Genomic DNA, 19,987 nt, shown 5'->3' on the forward strand with positions numbered 1-19,987 from the left:
TAGCAATGGCACTTACACCTACACCCTGACTTCGCCGGTAACCAACACGCCAAACGGTGATAACGGCGCCAATATCGCCCTCAATGAGACCTTCACTTACTCGGCCACCGACGCGGTAGGCAATACGGTCACCGGCACGATCCAGATCAGCATCGTCGACGATGTACCCACCGCCAAGGCCGATACCGCTCAGGTCACAGAGGGCGACACCGTCACCACCAATGTGCTGGGTAACGACATTCTGGGGGCCGATGGTGCGGCCGTGATCGGCGTCAAGGCCGGTAGCCAGACAGCCAATGTCAGCACTGGCCTGAATACCACGATTACCGGCACCTACGGCACGCTGACGCTCAATGCGGCTGGCGTTGCGGTCTATCACAGCAACCCCAACGCGGTAACGCCGCCCGGTGCGAGTGATGTGTTCACCTACACGATTCGCGATGGCGACGGTGATTTGAGTACCACCACGCTGACCATCAATGTTGCCGACAGCGGCCTGAAGGCGGTGCCCGATGGCGATATTACGGTGTACGAAAAGGCCCTCGACCTGAGCAAGGACGGCCAGGACCTGGCCGCCGGTACGGTCATTGGCAGTGACCCGAGCAACACGGGCGAAACCGCCAGCGGCACCCTGGTCGGCGCGGCTACGGGCGGTACGGGCCCGCTGACCTTTGCCCTGGTGGGCAGTGCCACCGGCAGCTATGGGCAGATCCTGCTCAATAGCAATGGCACCTACACCTACACCCTGACCTCGGCACCGAAGACTTCACCCAGTGCCAATGACGGTCCCAATGTGCTGACCGAGAGCTTTGCCTACAAGGCCACCGATGCCCTGGGCAATACGGTGAACAGCACCATTGTGATCAGCATTGTCGACGACGTACCCAAAGCCGTGGCCAGTGAACGTTCGGTCACCACGGTGGAAGTGGATTCGAATCTGCTGCTGATCATCGATGTCTCCGGCAGCATGGCCGATGCCTCGGGCGTGCCCGGCTTGAGTCGGCTGGCACTGGCCAAGCAGGCCATCAGCACGCTATTGGACAAGTACGATGACATGGGGGATGTGAAGGTGCAGGTGGTGACATTCAGCACCAATGCCACCGACCGCACTTCAACCTGGGTCGATATCGCCACCGCCAAGACTATCGTCAATGGCCTGACGGCCGGCGGCAACACCAACTACGACGCGGCAGTGGCGACCGCGCAGACAGCCTTTGGCACCAGCGGCAAGCTGGTGGGGGCGCAAAATGTCGGCTATTTCTTCTCCGATGGCGTCCCGACTGCCGGGCAGGAAATCGGTACCGCCGATGAGACCGCCTGGAAAGCCTTTCTCGATGCCAACGGAATCAAGTCCTATGCCATCGGGCTGGGTACCGGGGTCAACAGCGCGGCACTCAACCCCCTGGCCTACGACGGCAGTACTCATACCGACACCAACTCGGTCGTCGTCACCGATCTCAACCAACTCAACTCGGTGCTGGCAGGCACCGTGCAAGGCGCACCGGTGACGGGCAGCCTGTTGACCGACGGCTCGTTTGGCGCCGATGGCGGCTTTGTCAAATCGCTGGTGGTGGGGGGGATTACCTACACGTTCGACCCGACGGCCAACAGTAACCAGGGCGGTATGACCGTCGCCGGCGGTACGGGCACAGGCACCTTCGATACCGTGAGCAACAGCATCACCATCACCACCGGCAGTGGTGGCACCCTGATTGTCGATATGGACACGGGCGAGTACATCTACACGCCACCGAAAGTCAGCGGCGTTCAGGTCACGGAAAATATCGGCTTTGTACTGGTCGATAACGACGGCGACCTGGGCGGTGCGCAACTGGTGATCAAGGTCAATCCCAACGCAGCGCCGGTGGCGGGCGATGACCATGTCATCACCAACCTGTTGGCCGCCAATATCAATGTGCCGGCAGCCTTGTTGCTGGCCAATGATACGGACCCGAATGGCGATCCACTGAATGCCGCTCCCACGACCTTCAATACTGGCTGGATTGCCAGAGGCGCCGAATTCACTGGCACCACGACGGTTCCCGGATTTGCCGGCCCCGGCAACAGTTCCGCCAACCAGGCGCTTACCGTGGCGCGTAGCGCCTTTACCAGCAACAGCGCCATGATGACAGCCGTGGCGGTGGTCAGCGGCTATCTGGGGGCGGTCAACGGCGCGGCGGCCAACGCGCAGGATGTGATTACCGTCACGCTCAAGCAGGGCGAAACATTGACCCTCGATCACTCGTTGGCCGCCTCACACCTGGCCATGGAGTGGCAATACGTTCCTACGGTTGGTGCTGCCACTGCCTACACGGCGATTGCCGATGGCGGCCTGTTCACCGCCTTGCAGGATGGGACCTACAGAATCCACCTGACCAACCTGGCAGATGCCCAGGTGGGCAATGCTGCCGAAAACTATCAACTGACCATGACGGTCAACTATGCCGACGCGGCGGACAGCACGCCCGACTACAGCGGTACGTATACGGCCAACGACAGCCATGGCGGCAGCGACAGCGCGGCGATCAGCATCACCTACCAGGCCGGGCACACGCTGACGGGGACTTCGGGCGATGACGTGCTGCTGGCGGCGCCGGGCGACAATATCCTCAACGGCAATGACGGCAACGATGTCCTCAGTGTGGTCAGCGGCACCAACAGCCTGTACGGCGGCAATGGCAATGACCTGCTATTCAGTGGCTCGGGTAACGACCTGCTCGATGGCGGGGCGGGCAACGACACGGTCAGCTACCTCAATGCCACGGCCGGGGTGACGGTCGATCTGGGCCATGTTGGCCAGCAGAATACTGTCGGTGCGGGGCTCGATACGCTGGTGTCGATAGAGAACCTGATCGGTTCCAACTACAACGACACCCTGACCGGCGACAACAATGCCAATGTGCTGAGTGGCGGTTTGGGCAATGACACCCTGATTGGCGGCGGTGGCGATGACCTGCTGATTGGCGGGATGGGTAACAACACCCTGACCGGCGGTCCGGGAGCCGATACCTTCCAGTGGCTGCAAGGCAATAGTGGGCACGACCTGGTGACGGACTTCAGCCTGGGCACCGACAAGCTCGACCTTGCCCAACTGCTACAAGGGGAGAACGCCAGTTCGGCTTCGCTGGACGACTACCTGCACTTCAAGGTGACCGGCAGCGGCGCTACGTTGGTCTCGACCATTGATATCAGTTCGGTAGCGGGGGCAGCGCCGACCCAGACCATCGATCTGGCCGGGGTCAGTTTGGCAACGCACTATGGGGTGACGCCGGGCTCGGGCGGGGTGATTGCTGCCGGAGCGGATACCGCGACCATTATCAATGGCATGCTCAACGATCATTCGTTGAAGGTGGATACGGTCTGACAGCGAGCCTGCGTTTGGGCCGACGCCGCCTGGCGTTCGGCTCAGCGGGTCTTCTGGCGCAGGATATACAGGGTGACCAGCACCGCGCTGGTCAGCATAAAGCCGCGTGCCCAGGGCAGAGGGACCAGGTAGCAGGAAAGGCCGATGCTCAGCCACATCAGGCCAATGGCGTAGACCTTGCCCTTGAGGGGGATGCCATGGCCATCGAGATAGTCGCGGATCCATGGGCCAAGCCGTGGATGACCCACCAGCCACGCATAGAAACGCGGCGAACTGCGGGCAAAGCAGCCAGCGGCCAGGAGGAGGAAAGGAGTGGTGGGCAACACCGGAAGAAAAATCCCGATCACCCCCAGCGCCACGCTCAACCAGCCAATGGCCAGTAGGGCGTAGCGCAGTACCAGAGGGCGCTGGGTAGACGATCTGGACGTCACGCGGACTCAGTGATGGCGTGGCTTGAGCAGTGCCGGCTTTTCGTCCGGGGCGTTGCACAGCAGGTAAAGCGCGGTCAGCGCTTCGGGGATCTGCACGATCATGTCGTCCATCAGGTTGGCGTCGCCGGCGATATCGGCAAACTCAGGCTGCTCGTCGAACAGGCCCGAACCGACCATGATCGGCAACAGCATTTCGCTGACTTCTTCCTCGGCGGTCTCGAACCAGGCTTCTTCGCGCAGGAACACACCTTCCATAAAACCGATGCACCAGCCGCGCAGTTCGGAATCATCCGGATCGTCGCCGAGGTCGAGGTCGCACGGTAGTTCGAATTCCTCGTCCGAAGCCAACTGGCGGCCGATATGGGCCTTGAGCTGGATCAGGGTGGCTTCGATTTCCTCGCGCTGGGCGGCATCGGCGTAGTGGGGCTCTTCGGCGAACAGGGCGTCGATCCATTCGCGATCGGGTACGGTCTCGGCACAGATCGAGAGGGCGGTCAGGTAGCCGTGAGCGGCCACGTAGTCCAGCGCTTCTTCATGCAGCTCGTCGGCGTCGAGGAAGGCTTGCAGGCGGGTTAGTTGCTCAGCGAAGGACATTGAAGGGCTACCTTGGGAATAAACGATGCTGAATTCTAGGCCTTCTTGAGCCTCGTGCCCAGCCGCAGCGCAGATATCGCTGCACCAGACGGTTCGTCGCGGCCGCCCTGTCGCGGTGGGCGCTCGGGTATACTGCCGCGTTTTGTGATGCCCCACCTGTGTGTGGTGGTTCGAGTAACGTGCGCTTACGGAATTTTCCCCGGCAAGTGCGTCAGTCTCGACCAGTCTTTACCGGGGCGTTTCGCTGATTTTTGGAGTTACCGATGCTCGAACAGGCTCAACGCGTCCTCAAGGATATCTTTGGTTACGACAGCTTCCGTGGTCGCCAGGGTGCCATTATTGAGCGCGTGGCCGGCGGCGGTGATGCCCTGGTCCTGATGCCCACCGGGGGCGGCAAGTCCCTGTGCTTCCAGGTCCCGGCATTGCTGCGTGAAGGCTTGGCGGTGGTGGTTTCGCCGTTGATCGCATTGATGGACGATCAGGTGGCGACCCTCGAGGAACTGGGCGTCGCGGCAGCGGCCCTGAACTCGACCCTGAGCGCCGAGCAGCAGCGTGATCTCGCCGCCCGCATCAAGCGCGGCGAGGTGAAAATGCTCTACCTGGCCCCCGAGCGGCTGGTCCAGCCACGCATGCTGGGCTTTCTGCAGAGTCTTGAGATTGCCCTGTTTGCCATCGATGAAGCGCACTGCGTTTCCCAGTGGGGGCATGATTTCCGTCCGGAGTATCTGCAACTGGGCCAGTTGGCCGAGATGTTCCCGCAGGTTCCGCGTATTGCCCTGACCGCCACGGCCGACAAACGTACGCGCGAAGAAATCGTCAACCGCCTGCATCTGCAAGACGCCGAACGTTTCCTGTCGAGCTTCGACCGGCCGAATATCTTTTATCGCATCGTGCCCAAGGAGCAGCCGCGCAAACAGTTGCTCGCGTTCCTGTCGGAGCGGCGCAGCGATGCGGGGATCGTCTATTGCCTGTCACGCAAGAAAGTCGATGAAGTCGCAGCCTTTCTCTGCGAACAGGGCTTTCCGGCATTGCCCTATCATGCCGGGCTGCCCAGTGAGGTCCGTGCGGCCAACCAGAAGCGCTTCCTCAATGAGGAAGGGCTGATCATGGTGGCCACCATTGCGTTCGGCATGGGCATCGACAAGCCCAACGTGCGCTTTGTCGCCCACCTGGACCTGCCCAAGTCCCTGGAAGCCTACTACCAGGAGACCGGTCGGGCCGGGCGTGATGGCCTGCCGGCCGATGCCTGGATGGCCTACGGCCTGCAAGACGTACTGATGCTCAAGCAGATGCTGCAGAGTTCCGAGGGCGACGAGCGCCATAAGCGCCTGGAGCATCACAAGCTCGATGCCATGCTGGCGCTGTGCGAGGAAACCCGCTGCCGCCGGCAAACCCTGCTGGCCTATTTCGACGAAGACATGCCTCAGCCCTGCGGCCATTGCGACAACTGTGTCGATGGGGTGCAGACCTGGGATGCCACCGAGCCAGCGCGCCAGGCCTTGTCGACCATCTACCGGACGGGGCAACGCTACGGCGTCGGTCATCTGGTGGATGTGCTGCTGGGCAAGGAAAACGACAAGGTCCGCAGCTTTGGCCACCAGCACCTGGCGGTGTTTGGCATCGGCAAGGCGCGCTCCGAAGGGGAGTGGCGTTCGCTGTTCCGTCAGTTGGTGGCCCGGGGCCTGGCCGATATCGACCTGGAGGGTTATGGCGGCCTGCGTCTGAGCGACATCTGCCGGCCGTTACTGCGCGGTGAGGTCACCCTGGAACTGCGCCGCGATCTCAAGCCGCAAACCAGCGTCAAGAGCAGCTCCGGCAGCCCGGCCAGCCAACTGGTGCGGGGCGAGGAGCGCGAACAGTGGGAAGCCCTGCGGGCCCTGCGGCGCAAGCTGGCGGAAGAGCATGGCGTGCCGCCCTACGTTATTTTCCCCGATTCGACATTGCTGGAAATGTTGCGCAGCCAGCCCGGATCCCTGGCCGAAATGGCGACGGTCAGCGGCGTCGGTGCGCGCAAGCTGGAGCGCTATGGCGAGGCTTTCCTCGAAGTGCTCGGCGGCCAGGGCGAAGCGCCGAAGGTGGTGGCCGATCTTCGCCACGAATTGATCAGCCTGGCGCGCGCCGGTATGACGCCCGTGCAGATCGCCGGCCAGTTGCAATGCTCGGAAAAAAACGTCTACACACTGCTGGCCGAGGCCATCGGCCGCCAGCAGTTGTCGTTGGAACAGGCCCTGGACCTGCCCGAGGATTTGCTCGGTGAAGTGCAGGATGCCTTCCTCGACGGTGAGGGCGAGTTGCCGGCGGTGACGGCCATTGCCGAGCAGTTCGCGGGTCGGGTTCCGGAAGGCGTTTTGTACTGTGTTCGGGCGGCATTGCAATCGGAGTTCGAAATTTGAGAGGTCATTTACGACATCTGTTGTTTTAAGGCGTCGCGACGCTTGCCTATAGGCAGATGCCATGCTTAGCTGGCTAATAATTAGTTTTGTCTATTTCAGCCTGATCATGAGTTTCCTATGCCGTTAACCGATGAACACCGCTTTGGCATGCAACTGGCCCATATGTCCCGAGGCTGGCGTGCTGAGCTGGATCGCCGCCTGGCGGGTCTTGGCCTGTCCCAGGCCCGTTGGCTGGTGCTGTTGCATCTCGCCCGTTTCGAGGAGCCGCCGACCCAGCGCGAGCTGGCCAAGAGCGTGGGCGTCGAAGGGCCGACATTGGCTCGTTTGCTCGACAGTCTGGAAGCCCAGGGCCTGGTCCAGCGGCATGCGGTGGTGGAAGACCGGCGGGCGAAGAAGATTGCCCTGTGCGCACCGGCGTTGCCGCTGATCGAGAAGATCGAAGCGATTGCCAATGCATTGCGCCAGGAAGTGTTCGTCGGCGTCGATGAAGAAGAATTGCGGATCTGCATGCGCGTGCATGCGCGGATTCTGGCGAATCTGGAGAAGTCCTGAAGCGCGGCCTTTTTGAGAAACAACGGCAGGCAGACTATAAGGTTTACCCGAAGGCTGCTTGCCGATAGTGCCGGTTGATAGACAGGCTGTTTTCTATAAAACCTCGATACGCTAATGGCACTACGATATTGTTTGTGGATCACGTGGATTTCGGTCAGCTAAGGGATGCCCATGCTCGAAAGTTTGCAGTCCGTGTTGCGTTTTTCCCCAGGGATGACTCGACCGATCAAGGCCCGTCGCTGGGCGCTGGCCGCCGCTTGCGGTTCATTCTTTTACTGCGCCTGGGCCTCGGCGCTGGGATTGGGCGATATCACCCTGCAATCGGCGCTCAACCAGCCGTTCAGGGCCGAGATCGCCCTGATTGAACCCGGTGACCTGGCGGACGATGAGCTGTCGGTCACCCTGGCCGATATTCAAGAGTTCAAGCGGGCTGGCGTCGAGCGCCTGTTCTTTCTCAATGACTTGCGCTTTACCCCGGTGTTGCGTGGCAATCGCAGTTTTATCCGGGTCGAGTCGAACAAGCCGGTCAACGAGCCTTTCCTGAATTTCCTGGTCCAGATCAACCGCCCCAACGGCAATCTGCTGCGCGAATACACTGTGCTGCTGGATCCGCCGGGCACCGTGGCACTGCCGCGCCCCACGCCGACCGGCCCGGCTTCGGCCGCGAACCCGGTGTCGCGGGCAGAGCCGCTGGCCAGTGCGCCGCCGCCGGCTTCGCAAGGCAAGCGTTATACCGTGCTCCAGGGCGATAACCTCTGGTCGATCGCCAAGCGCTTGAGCAACGGCGGCAGCCAGGCGTCGATCAGCGAACTGATGCGTGGCATTCGTGCCTTGAACCCCGGCAGCGAGCGCCTGATCGTGGGCCAGAGCCTGTTGCTGCCGGATAGCGTGCAGCCGGGCGGTGCAGCCACGGCCGCCTCCCAGGCCCCGGCGCAGGCCGAGCAGAATGCCGAGCAACTGGCCGCCAGCGTGCTGGAAAACCAGCAGTTGCAGCAGGCCCTGGCTGAATTGCAGGCCAAGGTCCAGGCGCAGGACGAACAGATTCTCGGCAGCCAGAAACAGGTGGTCGAGTTGCAGACGCAACTGGCTGAAGTCAAGGCTGCACCCGCCAGCGCGCCGGCGGCTGTACCTCAAGCCCCGGTCAGTACCACACCGCCGGTCGTGGTCAGCACTGATACCGGTGGTTCCAGCTTGCTGCTGCTGGCGGCACTGGCCGTGCTATTGCTGCTGTTGGCCCTGGGTTTGTACCTGCGTCGCAGCCGTCGCGCCTTCGAGCCGTCGCCTTTACCGTTGACGCCTGAGCCGCCCACCTCGCCGGCCATGGTCAGTCGGGTGGTCGCTGCTGCGCCCTCGCCTGTGGCCCAACGTGTCGAACCGCGGGTTTCGCCAACGCCAGCGGCCAACGCCACACCACGCTCCGAGCCCGGCGAAAGCCCTGATGCCCTGGAAGGTGTGGGGATCTATATCGCTTACGGCCGCTTCACCGAGGCCCAGGCCATTTTGCGCGAGGCCCTGAGCAAGGAGCCCGAGCGCACTGACCTGCGGGTGCGCCTGCTCGAAGTGCTGGCCCAGCAAGGGGACGCTGCCGGTTATGCGGTCCAGGAGCAGCACTTGCTGCTCCAGGGTTTCGATGCCGGGCAACTGGAAGAAATACGTCGTCGCTATCCCAAGCTGGCCAGTGTTCCCGATGCCGCACCGCCCGTGGTTGCGCCCCTGGCGGCGGCTGCCCTGGTGGCGGCACCCGCAGCGGCTGACGAGTTCCAGCTCAACCTCGATGACCTGTCGATGGATGCGGACTGGAATCTGGTCAGCCCCTTCGATACCCCGGCATCGCGGGACATGGCTGCTGCCCCACCGGCGCAGGCCGAGGTGGCGCCGGTGAGCGAGCCGCCATTCGCCTCCAATCTGCAGGAATTGCCACAGGTCCTGGAGATGCCCGAGGAACAGTTCCTCAGCGATTTCGCCGAGCCTGAACCCCAGGTGAGCGGCCTGGCCAGCGAGGAACTGGATGACGACTTCCTCGATGGCTTCAAGGACGATCCCGAGGCATTCGCCTTTGATGAGCCCCAGGCGATGGATTTCGAAGCGCTGGAGCGTGAGCAACTGGCCGCAGACAAGCTGGAAGCCGCACAGGACTGCATCGCCAAGGGTGATTCGCCAGGGGCACAGAAGCTGCTGCACGAGCTGCTTGAGGAAGCCCCCGAGCCGCTGAAACAGGTCGCGCGCAGTCTGCTGTCCAGCCTGCGCTAGGTAGAGCTTGTAAGCCAAGACGCCGCGCCCTGGAGCGCGGCGTTTTGCATGGCGTTGAGCACGCGTTACGCCGGGTTAGAACGTCTGGCCGAGGTTGAGGTAAAGCGCCTTCTGGTTATCGTCGTTGAAGCCGTAGCTGAAGTTCAGCGGGCCCAACGGCGTGTCGAATCCGAGGAAGATGCTGGCGGCATTGATATAGCCGCTGTCGAATTCGTTGTCGTTGTTCCAGGCCCGCCCGCGCTCCAGCGAGGCGCCCAGGTAGAGCGGGAAATCCAGTGGCAGATAGGCCCGAGGGGTCAGGCGGCGATAGTAGACGGCGCGCATCAGGCTGACGTTCTGCCCGGACAGCGCGTCCTGGCGAAAGCCCGAGAGCTGACGCGCGCCGCCGAGCAGGAAGCTGGACGTGACCACTTCGGCATCGTTCAGGGTGCGCCCGTAGCGGCCGCCGAGAATCCAGGTATTGGGGCCGGCGCTCAAGGCCTTGTTCAGTTTGAACTCCCATTGGCGGTAGCGCTGATCGGAGCCCAGCGCCGGCTCGTACTCGCGCAGGCTCAGGCCGATATCTTCACCGGAGTGGGGGAAGTAGACGTTATCCAGCGAGTCGAACGAGTATTTGAGCTCGTAGAAGCCCTCGGTAAAGCTGACTCGAGGCAAATCCCGCTCGCCGATCTTCACATCGGCCTTGCCCCAGGCCTCGCCCACGCCGAAGCGAATCTCACCGCTATTGCCGATCTGCCGACCCAGGTTCAGGCCAAAGCCGTAGCGCTCCAGGCGGTATTCGGCAATGGGGTCGTTGTCCAGAGTCGCTTCGACATTCTGGGATTCGGCCTTGAGATAAGGCGCGACAAAGTAGCGCGAGCCCACATCCAGGGGTTGGTAGAACTCGCTGTAGAGCTCCTGCTGGTCGCCGATCTGCACCCGGGTCAGCCACTCGGCACCCAGGCGGTTGATACCGTTGACGCGGTAGCTGGCCCCCAGGTTGAAGGCGCTGTCGCCACGCATATCGTCGGACAGGTTCAGCCCCAGGCGCAGGTAATCGGTGCCGCTGCGTTTGCCCCGGGCATTGATGATCAGCGTGTTGTGCCCGGACTTGTGCGCCACGCGGTACTGCACCTGCTCAAAGTAGTCCAGGCCATAGAGGGTGCCCATATCGCTGTGCAAGCGCCCCACATCCAAGGGTTCGCCCAGATGCTGGCGGATGTAGTAGCGGATCACCGAGTCGCCGACCTTGGAGTCGTTCTCGATGCGGATTTCATCGATCACCGGCGTGCGCTGGCCGGGTGTCCTGGCGGTGCTCAACTCGCCATCAATCGGTTGTTGCGGGTGCAACTGTGCCAGTCGCCCTTCGAGCAGGCGAGCGGCGCGATAGCCCGCGTCGATCATGTCCTGGGCCCGGCCGAAATCGGTCACGCCATAGGCCGCCAGCGAGGGCTGGATCAGCACGTCGTCGCGCTTGAGGGTGGCCAGTTGTTCGTCGGAGTTGCTGCGGGTCATCAGGGTGATCGACTGGTTCAGCACATCGATCACGTTATTGAGCTGCTTGCGCGAGCGCAGGGGCGTGCCGATGTCGACCACAATCGCCACGTCGACCCCCATTTCCCGGACGACATCCAGCGGGATGTTGTCGGTCAGGCCGCCGTCCACCAGCAGCCGGCCATCGAGTTCCACCGGTGCGAAGACTGCGGGAATCGACATGCTGGCGCGGATGACCTGGGGTAGGTGGCCCTTGCGAAACACCACTTTCTCGCCACTGGCGATATCGGTCGCTACAGCGCGAAAGGGGATGGGCAACTTGTCGAAATCGCGGGTGTCGCTGGTGTGGGCCAACATGCTTTCGAGCAGCAGCGACAGGTTCTGCCCCTGGATCACGCCCAGGGGCAGGCCCAGGCTGCCGTCGTCGCGGAAGCTGAGTTTCTGCTTGATCAGGAAGTCGCGGTCATCCTGTTTACGCCGAAAGGGCACGTCGTCACGGGGCGGCGCATCGGACAGTGCCTGCTGCCAATCGATGTTGAGGGCGAGTTTTTCCAGTTCATCGATCTTGTAGCCCGAGGCGTACAGGCCACCGATCACGGCGCCCATGCTGGTGCCGGCGATGGCGTCGATGGCGATGCCCTGTTCTTCGAGGGCCTTGAGCACGCCGATATGGGCCAGGCCACGGGCTGCGCCGCCGGACAGGACCAGGCCGATCTTCGGGCGGGGAGGCTCGGCAGCCTGGGCCAGGAGTGGCAACAGGCAGAGCAGCAGGCAGGACAGCAGAACGCGCATTGGAAGTCTCGGTGCAGGCGACAAGGCGGCTATTATAGCGGCCGTCCTTCCCCGGAGATTGCCCTGAATGAGCCGTGCCAAACCGCAAATTGTCATCACATACTGCACACAGTGCCAATGGCTGCTACGCGCTGCCTGGCTGGCGCAGGAACTGCTCAGTACCTTTGCCGACGACCTGGGCCAGGTCGCGCTGGAGCCGGGCACCGGCGGGGTTTTTCGCATTACCTGCGATGGCGAGCAGATCTGGGAGCGCAAGGCCGACGGTGGTTTCCCTGAGGCCAAGGTGCTCAAACAGCGGGTTCGCGACTGCATCGACCCCGAGCGCGATCTGGGCCATAACGATCGAGGTTAATGTGCGCTGGCCGCCGCCTTGGCGCTCGCCCTGCCACCCAGGCGGCTGGACACGACAATGGCGACGATGATCAACGCCCCGCCCAGCAGCATGCGCAGCGTGGGATTTTCGCCAAACAGCAACCAGGCCATGGCGATGCCGTAGATCGGCTCCATGGCGAAGACCACGGCCGCCGTACGAGCCTTGATCACGGCCAGGCTGGCGACAAACAGGCTATGCGCCAGGCCGGTGCAGAACACCCCCAACAGGGCAATCCAGAGCCAGTCCAGAGCGCGCACCGTGGCCAGTTCCGGTGCCGCTATCGGCAGCAGGCACAGGCCGACCACCACGTTCTGGCACAGGGCGGCCTGCACGGGGGGAATGCGTGCCGAGCTGGCACGGTTGTTCAGCGAAAGCAGGGAAAACAGCAGGCCTGAAAGCACTGACCAGAACAGCCCGAGCGTGGCTTCGCTGGCCAGGTCGAAGGCTGGCGTCACCAGGACCAGGCCGATACTGACCAGGGCCACCAGCAGGATTTCATTGGCGCGGATACGTTCGCGGAAAATCAGCCCTTCGAGTAGCACGGTAAAGGCTGGAAAACTGGCGAAACCCAGGGTGGCAACGGCCACGCCAGCGGTCTTTACCGAGATGAAGAAACTGATCCAGTGCCCGGCCAGCAGCAGGCCGCTGAGCAGTAGGCGACGGTAGTCGGTGGCCTGGAGTCGACGCCAGGCGGTGCGGCTGGCGAAACGGGCAAAGAGCGCGAGGGCCAGTACGGCAAACGCCGCACGGCCAAACACAATTACAGTGGGCGAGGCGGCGGCGAGTTTGCCGAACACGCCGGTCAGGCCAAACATCAGGGCGCCAATATGCAGGGCGCCAAGGGCGGTACGCGGAGTCATTGCAGTCCTTGGGAAATACGACGAGCTGAACGCCAGTCTAGGGGCTGGCGCGCGCGACTGTCTGTCGCGTGGCTCGCCTTATTTGTCGCCAGCCTCGCGGCGCAACTGGCGGGGCGAGCGACCAAACTGCCTCAGGACCGCAGCAGCAAAAGCACTTTGCGAGCCATAGCCAACGCGGCTGGCGATTTCACCGATGGGCAGGTTCGACTCGCGCAGCAGGCCAAGGGCCAGTTGCAGGCGGCGACTGCGCAGATACTCCATGGGCGTCTGGCCGCATTCGGCGATAAATCGGGCGTGCAGGCGGGCGCAGGACAGGTCGGCAATGCGCGCCAGATCGGCGACCTGCAGCGGGTGCGCGGCATGGCGGTCGATATAGCGGTCGAGGGCGGCCAGCGGCAGGGCACGCCGCGTCTGGGGTCCAGCATCGCGATGGTTGAGGCTGGCGAGCAACAACGCTGCGCCCTGCTGGGCAATCACCCGATCTCCCACAGGGCTACGGGCCAACCATTGCACCAGTTGGCTTTGGCCAGCGTCCAGCAGTACGGGACCGGGTCGTTCCAGCAGGCGCCGACTGGCGTCGGCATGCTCGCCCAGGGAATGTACGAGCCAGTCTTCATCCGGTACATCGAGGACCAGGCAACGGCTGCCTTGGGCACTGCCGCAGGCATGATGGACCGCGCTGGGCACCACCATGAGGCTCTGTTGGCGCACTTGGCCGCCACGTCCATCGACCTCGAAATCCAGGCAGCCGCTCAGGCCGAAAACCAGCTGGGCGTGGTCGTGGCTGTGGGTGATCAGTTCATGGCTGTAGTCGCGTAGCGTGAGGATGGGGCTCATCGCGTTCTCCCGGGCAAGCCGGCAGTTTACACCGGCGGCGACCGGGGAGCGGCTGTCATCGGGCTGACTTTTTACTGTCATGGGCGATTCATTGCCTCGGCGCAAGCTCGCAAAAAATCCGGAGATTGCCCATGACCCGAGCGGAACTTGCCCGACCCAGCCGTAAGCAGCGCGTACGGACCTTGTGGATTTCCGATGTGCACCTCGGCACCCGGGATTGTCAGGCCGAGCATCTGTCGCAGTTTCTCAAGGGTTACCACGCTGATCGCATTTACCTGGTCGGCGATATCATCGACGGTTGGAAGCTGCGTGGCGGCATGTACTGGCCACAGGCTCACACCAATGTGATTCGACGCCTGCTGACCATGAGCAAGCGCGGCACCGAGGTCATCTACGTGACCGGCAACCATGATGAGTTTCTGCGCCGCTACTCCAAGCTGATCCTGGGCAATATCCAGTTGGTCGACGAAGCGGTGCACCGGACCGCCGATGGCCGGCAACTGCTGGTGATCCATGGCGACCAGTTCGATGTGATCACCCGCTATCACCGCTGGTTGGCGTTTCTGGGCGATTCGGCCTACGAGTTCACCTTGACCCTCAACCGCTGGCTCAATCACTGGCGGGCCCATTATGGCTATGGCTATTGGTCGCTGTCGGCGTATCTCAAGCGCAAGGTCAAGACCGCGGTGAGCTTTATCAGCGACTTCGAGCAGGCCATCGCCCATGAGTGCCACAAGCGTGGGCTCGATGGTGTGGTGTGCGGGCATATCCACCATGCCGAGATTAGCCGGGTCGGTGAGGTCGAGTACCTCAATTGCGGTGACTGGGTCGAGTCCTGCACGGCGCTGATCGAACATTGGGACGGTACCATCGAGCTCTACCGCCTGGCCGACGCCCAGGCCCGTGAAGCCCGGCGCAAAGCCGGACAGGAGCCGATAGGCGAACCGGTCTAGGTGGCCTAGAACGGTACCTTGCCCAGGATCATGTCGCGGTACATGACGAAGTCGCCCAGCAGGCTATAGAAAGGATGCTGAAAGGTTGCCGGGCGATTCTTCTCGAAGAAGAAATGGCCGACCCAGGCAAAGCCGTAGCCACCCATCGGCAGCAGTAGCAGCAGCCACCAGGTGCCACGTCCGATGGCCAGGGCCAGGATAAAAATCACCAGGCTGGTGCCGATAAAATGCAGACGCCTGGAGGTGCTGTTGCCATGCTCACTCAGGTAGTAAGGATAGAACTCGGCGAAGCTATTGAAATGCCTGGCTTTTTCCATATCGAAGCACCTCGGTCGAGGGGGTGTATTTTTAGGATGTTCAACGCGCAGCCTATTCGAGTCTAGAGTCATTACCTGTCACGGCCAGTGACAATAGGCGCCACTTTAGTATCCTTTGGCGCACTGACCGCCGTACGCGGCTTATCACGTAAGACACCGCCATGAGCGAACGAACGACTTCTGCAAGCTGGACCATGGGTATTGTCAAGATGCTGGAAATGGATGGCCTGGATTGTCAGGCCCTGTTCAACCAGCTCGGGCTCGATTACCGCGCGCTGGACGATCCCGACGCGCGCTTTTCCCAGGACTCCATGACTCGGCTCTGGCAGCGGGCCGTCGAGGTGTCCGGTAACCCGGCCATTGGCCTGAACATGGGAAAGTTCGTTCGCCCGGCGTCGTTCCACGTGGCCGGTTATGCGCTGATGTCGAGCCGGACCCTGGCCGAGGGCTTTATGCGCCTTGTGCGCTATCAGCGGATCATCGCGGAAAGTGCCGACCTGAGTTTTCGTCTGTTGCCCGAAGGCTATGCCCTGATCCTGACCGTGCATGGCGATCATCTGCCCCCCACCCGCCAGAGTGCCGAAGCCTCGCTGGCCTGCGCGTTGGCGCTGTGCAGCTGGCTGCGCGGGCAGACCCTGCAACCGCGCAAGGTGCTGATACAGGGCGGTGTGCCGGTGGATATCGAGCCCTATCGGCAAGCGTTCCGTGCCCCGCTGGTATTCAACGCGCCCTACGATGCGCTGATTTTCGAGCGGGCCGATATGGAGGCGCCATTGCCGACGGCCAATGAGGCCATGGCCCTGCTACATGATCGATTTGCCGGGGAATACCTGGCGCGGTTTTCCGAAGGGCGTGTCACGCACAAGGCGCGGCAGGTGCTGTGCCGGCTGCTACCCCAGGGCGAGCCTAAGCGCGAGGTGGTCGCACAGGCCCTGCATCTGTCCCAGCGTACGTTGCAGCGGCGCCTTCAGGAGGAGGGCACCAGTTTCCAGGTGCTGCTCGATGATACTCGCCGCGAACTGGCGGAGCAGTACCTGGGGCAGCCGCGCATGACCCTGCTGGAAATCGCCTACCTGCTGGGTTTTGCCGACCCGAGCAATTTCTTCCGGGCCTTTCGCCGCTGGTTTGAAGTCACGCCCGGCGAGTACCGCTCCCGGCTTCTGGAAAATGCCAGCGCACTCAATGCCGCCAGAACGCCGGAATACACAGCACAAATACCGTAATGATCTCCAGGCGGCCGAGCAGCATGCCCAGGGACAGGATCCACTTGGCGGCGTCCGGCAGGGTGGCGAAGTTGCCGGCCGGGCCGATGGTCTCGCCCAGGCCCGGACCGACGCCCGAGACCGTACTGGCGGCGCCGGTCAGGGCGGTCATCCAGTCCACGCCCAGCAGCGACAGCGCCAGGGCGATCATGCAGATGGTAATGGCGAAGAAGAACGAGAACGTCAGGATCGAACGCACGATCTCTTCGTCCAGGCGGTGACCGTTGTACTTCTGCTTGATCACGGCACGGGGGTGGATCAACTGGTTAAGGTTGGCCTTGAGCAGGATGTAGGCGACCTGGAAGCGGAAAATCTTGATTCCGCCGGCGGTCGAGCCGGAACAGCCACCAATAAAACCCAGGTAGAAGAACAGCATCAGCGAGAAGTTGCCCCACAGGCTGTAGTCGCCAAGGGCGAAGCCGGTGGTGGTCACCACGGAGGTCACGTTGAGGGCGACGTGGCGCAAGGCGTCGAGCCAGTGCAGGTTGGTGGTCCACCAGTACCAGGTGCCCAGAATCAGCCAAACCACCACCAGCAAGCCCAGCAGGCCCTGGACCTGCTGGTCCTTGATCAGTGCCTTGCGATTGCCGCGCAGGGTCGACACATACAGGGCGAAGGGCAGGCTACCGAGGATCATCACCACAACGGCCACCCAGTGCACCGCTGGCTGATGCCATTTGGCCAGGGACTGATCTGAGGTCGAGAAGCCGCCGGTCGAAATCGCCGACATGGCATGGTTGATCGCATCAAACGGCGACATGCCGGCCCACCAGAAGGCCAGGCTGCCGAACACGGTGATGCCCACATAGGACGCCACGATCAGCCGGGCAACCATATGGGAGCGCGGCATGACCTTTTCCGAGCGATCCGAGGATTCGGTCTGGAACAGACGCATGCCACCAATGCGCAGCAGCGGCAGGATCGCCACCGCCATGCCGATAAAGCCGATACCGCCCAGCCAGTGCAGCAGCGAGCGCCACATCAGGATGCCGGGCGACATGCTGTCCAGGCCGCTGAGGACCGTCGAGCCGGTGGCGGTGATGCCCGACATGCTTTCAAAGAACGCATCGGTGTAGCTGATGTGCTGGGTCAGCAGGAAGGGCAGGGCGGCGAAGATGCACACCACGACCCAACTCGACACCGTCAGCAGGTACATATCCCGCGGGCGCAGGTGCACATGTTCCGGGCGTCCGGGAATGACCAGGGCCAGGCCGGCGACAAAGGTAATCAGGCTCGCCCAGAGAAACGACGGTATGTCGCCCGTTCGGTCGAATATCACCAGGGTCAACATGGGAATGACCATGCTGATGGCCAGGGTGATCAGGAAGATGCCGATAATGAAACCGATGATCCGCAGGGTCGGCAACGCCATGAAATCCGCTCGGGCAGGAAAGGGAAGGGCGCCATTCTACCTGTGGCCCGGGGCTTGTAAACCGGCGGGACACGGTGGCTGTCGCGGGCCGGCGCTCCAGGCCGGGTGTTGGCTCTGGTCGGCAGGCTGGACGGTTGGCAAAAGGTGCGCCTATTTAGCGCCCGGACCTCTAGAATAGCCGGACTTTTTTTCAGGAGGTGGCCGATGGAGGCTCTCGACAACTTGCTCAACCGTGTTTCCGCTCCGCGTCTGCTCGACCCGGCGCCCACTGCGGCCCAGCGTGAAGCGATGTTTGCCGCGGCGCTGCGCGCTCCGGATCACGGCCAATTGCGGCCCTGGCGGTTCCTGACCATCGAAGGTGCGGCCCGTGAGCAGTTCGGTGAGGTGCTGGCCGAGGCGGTACAACTGGCCGGCGTCGATGTCAGCCAGGCAGCGCTCGATAAGGCCCGGGCAATGCCGTTGCGTGCGCCGCTGGTGGTGGTGGTGATTGCGCGCCTGCAAGCGCATTTCAAGGTGCCGAAGTCCGAGCAACTGCTGGCGGCAGGCTGTGCCGCTCATGGCATCCTGCTGGCCGCCCATGCCCAGGGCGTCGGCGCCGTGTGGCGCACCGGCGAGCTGTCGTACTCGGCCCATGTGGCCCAGGCGCTGGGTCTGGGGGCCGATGAGGAGGTGATTGCGTTCCTGTATCTGGGTACGCCGCAAAATGAACTGCGGACCCCGGCGCGCCCGGCCATCGAGGATTTTGTCGCGGCCTGGCCAGGCCACTGAGTCAGCCGGGAATGCCGGGCTCCAGGGGCAGTTCGAGGCTTGCGATAAACCCGCCCTGTGGGTGATTGGCCAGGATCAGGCTGCCGCCATGGCGTTCCGCCGCGCGCCGGGCGATGGCCAGGCCCAGGCCGTGGCCGGGGGCGCTTTGCCCGGGGGCCCGATAAAAGGGCTCACCCAGTTGGGCCAGATGCTCGGGCTCGACGCCAGGGCCGTGGTCACGCACGCTGATTTCAATCCGTTCACCCTGGCGGCGAGCGGTGACCTCGATCGGCTCCCCGGACGGATTGAAGCGCTGGGCATTGCGCAGCAGATTATCCAGGGCGCGTTCGAGCATGGTCGGCCAGCCCTTGAGGCTCAGCGACGGCTCGAGGTCCAGGTGGATCGCCTGCTCCGGTGAACCCAGGAGCGCATCCTTTTTCAGGTTATTGAGCAAGGCCTCGAGGTCGACGGTTTCGGCACTGGCCTGGTCGGCATCGACCCGGGCCAGGGCCAGGATTTCGCTGATCAGATCCTCCAGGCGGTCGCATTCGCGGATCAGCCGCGGCCACAGGCGTTCCCGTTCTTCAGGGCCGGCCCGTTCGGCCAGGGCCAGGGCGATGCGCAGCCGGGCCAGTGGCGAGCGCAATTCGTGGGAAACATCGCGCAGCAACTGGCGCTGGCTGCCAATCAGGCTTTGCAGGCGCGCGCCCATGCGGTTGAAATCGTTGGCCAGTACGCCAAATTCATCGCGTCGATTGGCCAGGCGCGCCAGGCTGTTCTGTTGGTAGGTGGTTTGTCCCAGGTCGTGCACGGCACCGCGCAGGCGGCTGAGCGGGCGGGTGATCGACAGGGTGACCAACAGGCTGAATAGGGTCAGGACCACGAGTGCGATACCCAGAGCACTCAAGGGCCAAAGCAGGCTTTCACGGTGCCAGGCGTCCAGTTCCGGGTGGGGAATGCGGTAGATCAGCAGGTAGGTTTCACCGGTTTTCGGGCTGGTGTACTCGGCGGTCAGGCGCCGCCAGGGTAGCTGACGATCGTCGTTGTTCTGCCGGGCCTCGTAGGCGGCGGCGCGGCGGGGGAAGGTGCCGCGTACCAGCGGGTCGCCGCTTTCATTGAGGACCTGGACGTCGATGTGATAGCGCCGCTTGCGCTTCTCCAGCAACTGCTGGGCGGCGTCCTCGCCCTGCTCCTCATAGCGTTGCGTCCAGTCCTGGGCCAGGCTGGAGAGCCCCGGGTGGCGGCTGAGGATCCAGGCGTCCTGGTTCAACATATGCCCCAGCAGGATCGATAGCCCTGCGACCAGGGCGATGGCCAGCCAGAAGCTGGCAAGGATGCGCCAGAACAGTGATCGCACGTAAAGTCCTCGTTAAACGAAAAAAGCCCAACGACCAGAAGTCGTTGGGCCATCGATCAG

16 protein-coding genes are annotated in these 19,987 nt (G+C 62.9%); 8 read left to right on the plus strand and 8 right to left on the minus strand.

Going from position 1 to position 19,987, the window contains the following annotated elements:
- On the plus strand, positions 1 to 3,364 hold a 3,364-nt coding region (locus tag NPS46_RS24345), incomplete at its 5' end, for a beta strand repeat-containing protein (RefSeq protein ID WP_274111782.1).
- Positions 3,365 to 3,405: 41 nt separating this feature from the next.
- On the opposite strand, the gene NPS46_RS24350 is transcribed toward NPS46_RS24345, so the two are convergent.
- Both NPS46_RS24350 and NPS46_RS24355 read right to left on the minus strand, forming a co-directional pair.
- A complete protein-coding gene (locus NPS46_RS24350; RefSeq protein ID WP_274111784.1) occupies positions 3,406 to 3,795 on the minus strand; it encodes a YbaN family protein in 390 nt (129 codons plus the stop codon).
- A 6-nt stretch (positions 3,796 to 3,801) separates the two neighbouring features.
- Positions 3,802 to 4,389 carry a YecA family protein gene (locus NPS46_RS24355; RefSeq protein WP_274111786.1) on the minus strand — a complete coding sequence of 196 codons (588 nt, stop codon included), beginning with the start codon at positions 4,387 to 4,389 and terminating at the stop codon, positions 3,802 to 3,804.
- 263 nt (positions 4,390 to 4,652) lie between these two features.
- Between NPS46_RS24355 and recQ the strand changes: the two genes are divergently transcribed.
- The 3 genes from recQ to NPS46_RS24370 all read left to right on the plus strand — a co-directional run bounded on the left by recQ (position 4,653) and on the right by NPS46_RS24370 (position 9,584).
- Entirely contained in the window at positions 4,653 to 6,782 is a 2,130-nt protein-coding gene (gene recQ, locus NPS46_RS24360; protein WP_274111788.1) for a DNA helicase RecQ, read from the plus strand.
- A 117-nt stretch (positions 6,783 to 6,899) separates the two neighbouring features.
- Positions 6,900 to 7,334, plus strand: coding sequence for a MarR family transcriptional regulator (locus NPS46_RS24365; protein ID WP_274111790.1), 435 nt, complete (start codon positions 6,900 to 6,902; stop codon positions 7,332 to 7,334).
- 171 nt (positions 7,335 to 7,505) lie between these two features.
- Positions 7,506 to 9,584, plus strand: coding sequence for a FimV/HubP family polar landmark protein (locus NPS46_RS24370; RefSeq protein ID WP_337994242.1), 2,079 nt, complete (start codon positions 7,506 to 7,508; stop codon positions 9,582 to 9,584).
- A gap of 75 nt (positions 9,585 to 9,659) precedes the next feature.
- Here NPS46_RS24370 and NPS46_RS24375 read toward each other — a convergent pair whose 3' ends face one another.
- Entirely contained in the window at positions 9,660 to 11,849 is a 2,190-nt protein-coding gene (locus tag NPS46_RS24375) for a patatin-like phospholipase family protein (RefSeq protein WP_274111794.1), read from the minus strand.
- Between the two features lie 67 nt (positions 11,850 to 11,916).
- Here NPS46_RS24375 and NPS46_RS24380 point away from each other — a divergent pair, with 67 nt between their 5' ends.
- Positions 11,917 to 12,201, plus strand: a complete 285-nt coding sequence (locus NPS46_RS24380) for a SelT/SelW/SelH family protein (protein WP_274111796.1) — start codon at positions 11,917 to 11,919, stop codon at positions 12,199 to 12,201.
- Here NPS46_RS24380 and NPS46_RS24385 read toward each other — a convergent pair.
- Positions 12,198 to 13,082 (minus strand): DMT family transporter, encoded by an 885-nt coding sequence (locus tag NPS46_RS24385; RefSeq protein WP_274111798.1) that lies wholly within the window; start codon positions 13,080 to 13,082, stop codon positions 12,198 to 12,200. The two genes, NPS46_RS24380 and NPS46_RS24385, sit on opposite strands and share 4 nt — an antisense overlap.
- Positions 13,083 to 13,160: 78 nt before the next feature.
- Entirely contained in the window at positions 13,161 to 13,919 is a 759-nt protein-coding gene (locus NPS46_RS24390; RefSeq protein ID WP_274111860.1) for an AraC family transcriptional regulator, read from the minus strand.
- A gap of 131 nt (positions 13,920 to 14,050) precedes the next feature.
- Between NPS46_RS24390 and NPS46_RS24395 the strand changes: the two genes are divergently transcribed.
- Positions 14,051 to 14,872, plus strand: coding sequence for a UDP-2,3-diacylglucosamine diphosphatase (locus NPS46_RS24395; RefSeq protein ID WP_274111800.1), 822 nt, complete (start codon positions 14,051 to 14,053; stop codon positions 14,870 to 14,872).
- 5 nt (positions 14,873 to 14,877) lie between these two features.
- Here the strand turns inward: NPS46_RS24395 and NPS46_RS24400 are convergent, their stop codons facing one another.
- Complete coding sequence (locus tag NPS46_RS24400) at positions 14,878 to 15,189, minus strand: DUF962 domain-containing protein (protein WP_274111802.1); 312 nt, start codon at positions 15,187 to 15,189, stop codon at positions 14,878 to 14,880.
- A 161-nt stretch (positions 15,190 to 15,350) separates the two neighbouring features.
- Between NPS46_RS24400 and NPS46_RS24405 the strand changes: the two genes are divergently transcribed.
- On the plus strand, positions 15,351 to 16,412 hold the full coding sequence (locus tag NPS46_RS24405) for an AraC family transcriptional regulator (RefSeq protein WP_274111804.1): 1,062 nt from the start codon (positions 15,351 to 15,353) through the stop codon (positions 16,410 to 16,412).
- Here NPS46_RS24405 and NPS46_RS24410 read toward each other — a convergent pair.
- Positions 16,369 to 17,823 carry a TrkH family potassium uptake protein gene (locus NPS46_RS24410; RefSeq protein WP_274111806.1) on the minus strand — a complete coding sequence of 485 codons (1,455 nt, stop codon included), beginning with the start codon at positions 17,821 to 17,823 and terminating at the stop codon, positions 16,369 to 16,371. The two genes, NPS46_RS24405 and NPS46_RS24410, sit on opposite strands and share 44 nt — an antisense overlap.
- A gap of 204 nt (positions 17,824 to 18,027) precedes the next feature.
- On the opposite strand from NPS46_RS24410, the gene NPS46_RS24415 reads away from it, so the two are divergent.
- Positions 18,028 to 18,591 carry a nitroreductase family protein gene (locus NPS46_RS24415; protein WP_274111808.1) on the plus strand — a complete coding sequence of 188 codons (564 nt, stop codon included), beginning with the start codon at positions 18,028 to 18,030 and terminating at the stop codon, positions 18,589 to 18,591.
- Position 18,592: 1 nt separating this feature from the next.
- On the opposite strand, the gene NPS46_RS24420 is transcribed toward NPS46_RS24415, so the two are convergent.
- The gene (locus NPS46_RS24420; protein ID WP_274111810.1) at positions 18,593 to 19,927 is read right to left on the minus strand and encodes a sensor histidine kinase; all 1,335 of its coding nucleotides are present in this window, start codon (positions 19,925 to 19,927) and stop codon (positions 18,593 to 18,595) included.
- Positions 19,928 to 19,987: the final 60 nt, after the last annotated feature.

It is taken from the genome of Pseudomonas putida, assembly GCF_028682395.1.
In the GTDB taxonomy this organism is placed as follows: domain Bacteria; phylum Pseudomonadota; class Gammaproteobacteria; order Pseudomonadales; family Pseudomonadaceae; genus Aquipseudomonas; species Aquipseudomonas putida_AB.

What these genes read in the sequence shown, in the direction of transcription:
- NPS46_RS24370 (WP_337994242.1), top strand. Translation starts at nt 7,506, where the DNA reads ATGCTCGAAAGTTTGCAGTCCGTGTTGCGTTTTTCCCCAGGGATGACT.
- NPS46_RS24380 (WP_274111796.1), top strand. Translation starts at nt 11,917, where the DNA reads ATGAGCCGTGCCAAACCGCAAATTGTCATCACATACTGCACACAGTGC.
- NPS46_RS24355 (WP_274111786.1), bottom strand. Translation starts at nt 4,389, where the DNA reads ATGTCCTTCGCTGAGCAACTAACCCGCCTGCAAGCCTTCCTCGACGCC.
- NPS46_RS24410 (WP_274111806.1), bottom strand. Translation starts at nt 17,823, where the DNA reads ATGGCGTTGCCGACCCTGCGGATCATCGGTTTCATTATCGGCATCTTC.
- recQ (WP_274111788.1), top strand. Translation starts at nt 4,653, where the DNA reads ATGCTCGAACAGGCTCAACGCGTCCTCAAGGATATCTTTGGTTACGAC.
- NPS46_RS24365 (WP_274111790.1), top strand. Translation starts at nt 6,900, where the DNA reads ATGCCGTTAACCGATGAACACCGCTTTGGCATGCAACTGGCCCATATG.
- NPS46_RS24390 (WP_274111860.1), bottom strand. Translation starts at nt 13,919, where the DNA reads ATGAGCCCCATCCTCACGCTACGCGACTACAGCCATGAACTGATCACC.
- NPS46_RS24400 (WP_274111802.1), bottom strand. Translation starts at nt 15,189, where the DNA reads ATGGAAAAAGCCAGGCATTTCAATAGCTTCGCCGAGTTCTATCCTTAC.
- NPS46_RS24385 (WP_274111798.1), bottom strand. Translation starts at nt 13,082, where the DNA reads ATGACTCCGCGTACCGCCCTTGGCGCCCTGCATATTGGCGCCCTGATG.
- NPS46_RS24405 (WP_274111804.1), top strand. Translation starts at nt 15,351, where the DNA reads ATGAGCGAACGAACGACTTCTGCAAGCTGGACCATGGGTATTGTCAAG.
- NPS46_RS24415 (WP_274111808.1), top strand. Translation starts at nt 18,028, where the DNA reads ATGGAGGCTCTCGACAACTTGCTCAACCGTGTTTCCGCTCCGCGTCTG.
- NPS46_RS24395 (WP_274111800.1), top strand. Translation starts at nt 14,051, where the DNA reads ATGACCCGAGCGGAACTTGCCCGACCCAGCCGTAAGCAGCGCGTACGG.
- NPS46_RS24375 (WP_274111794.1), bottom strand. Translation starts at nt 11,849, where the DNA reads ATGCGCGTTCTGCTGTCCTGCCTGCTGCTCTGCCTGTTGCCACTCCTG.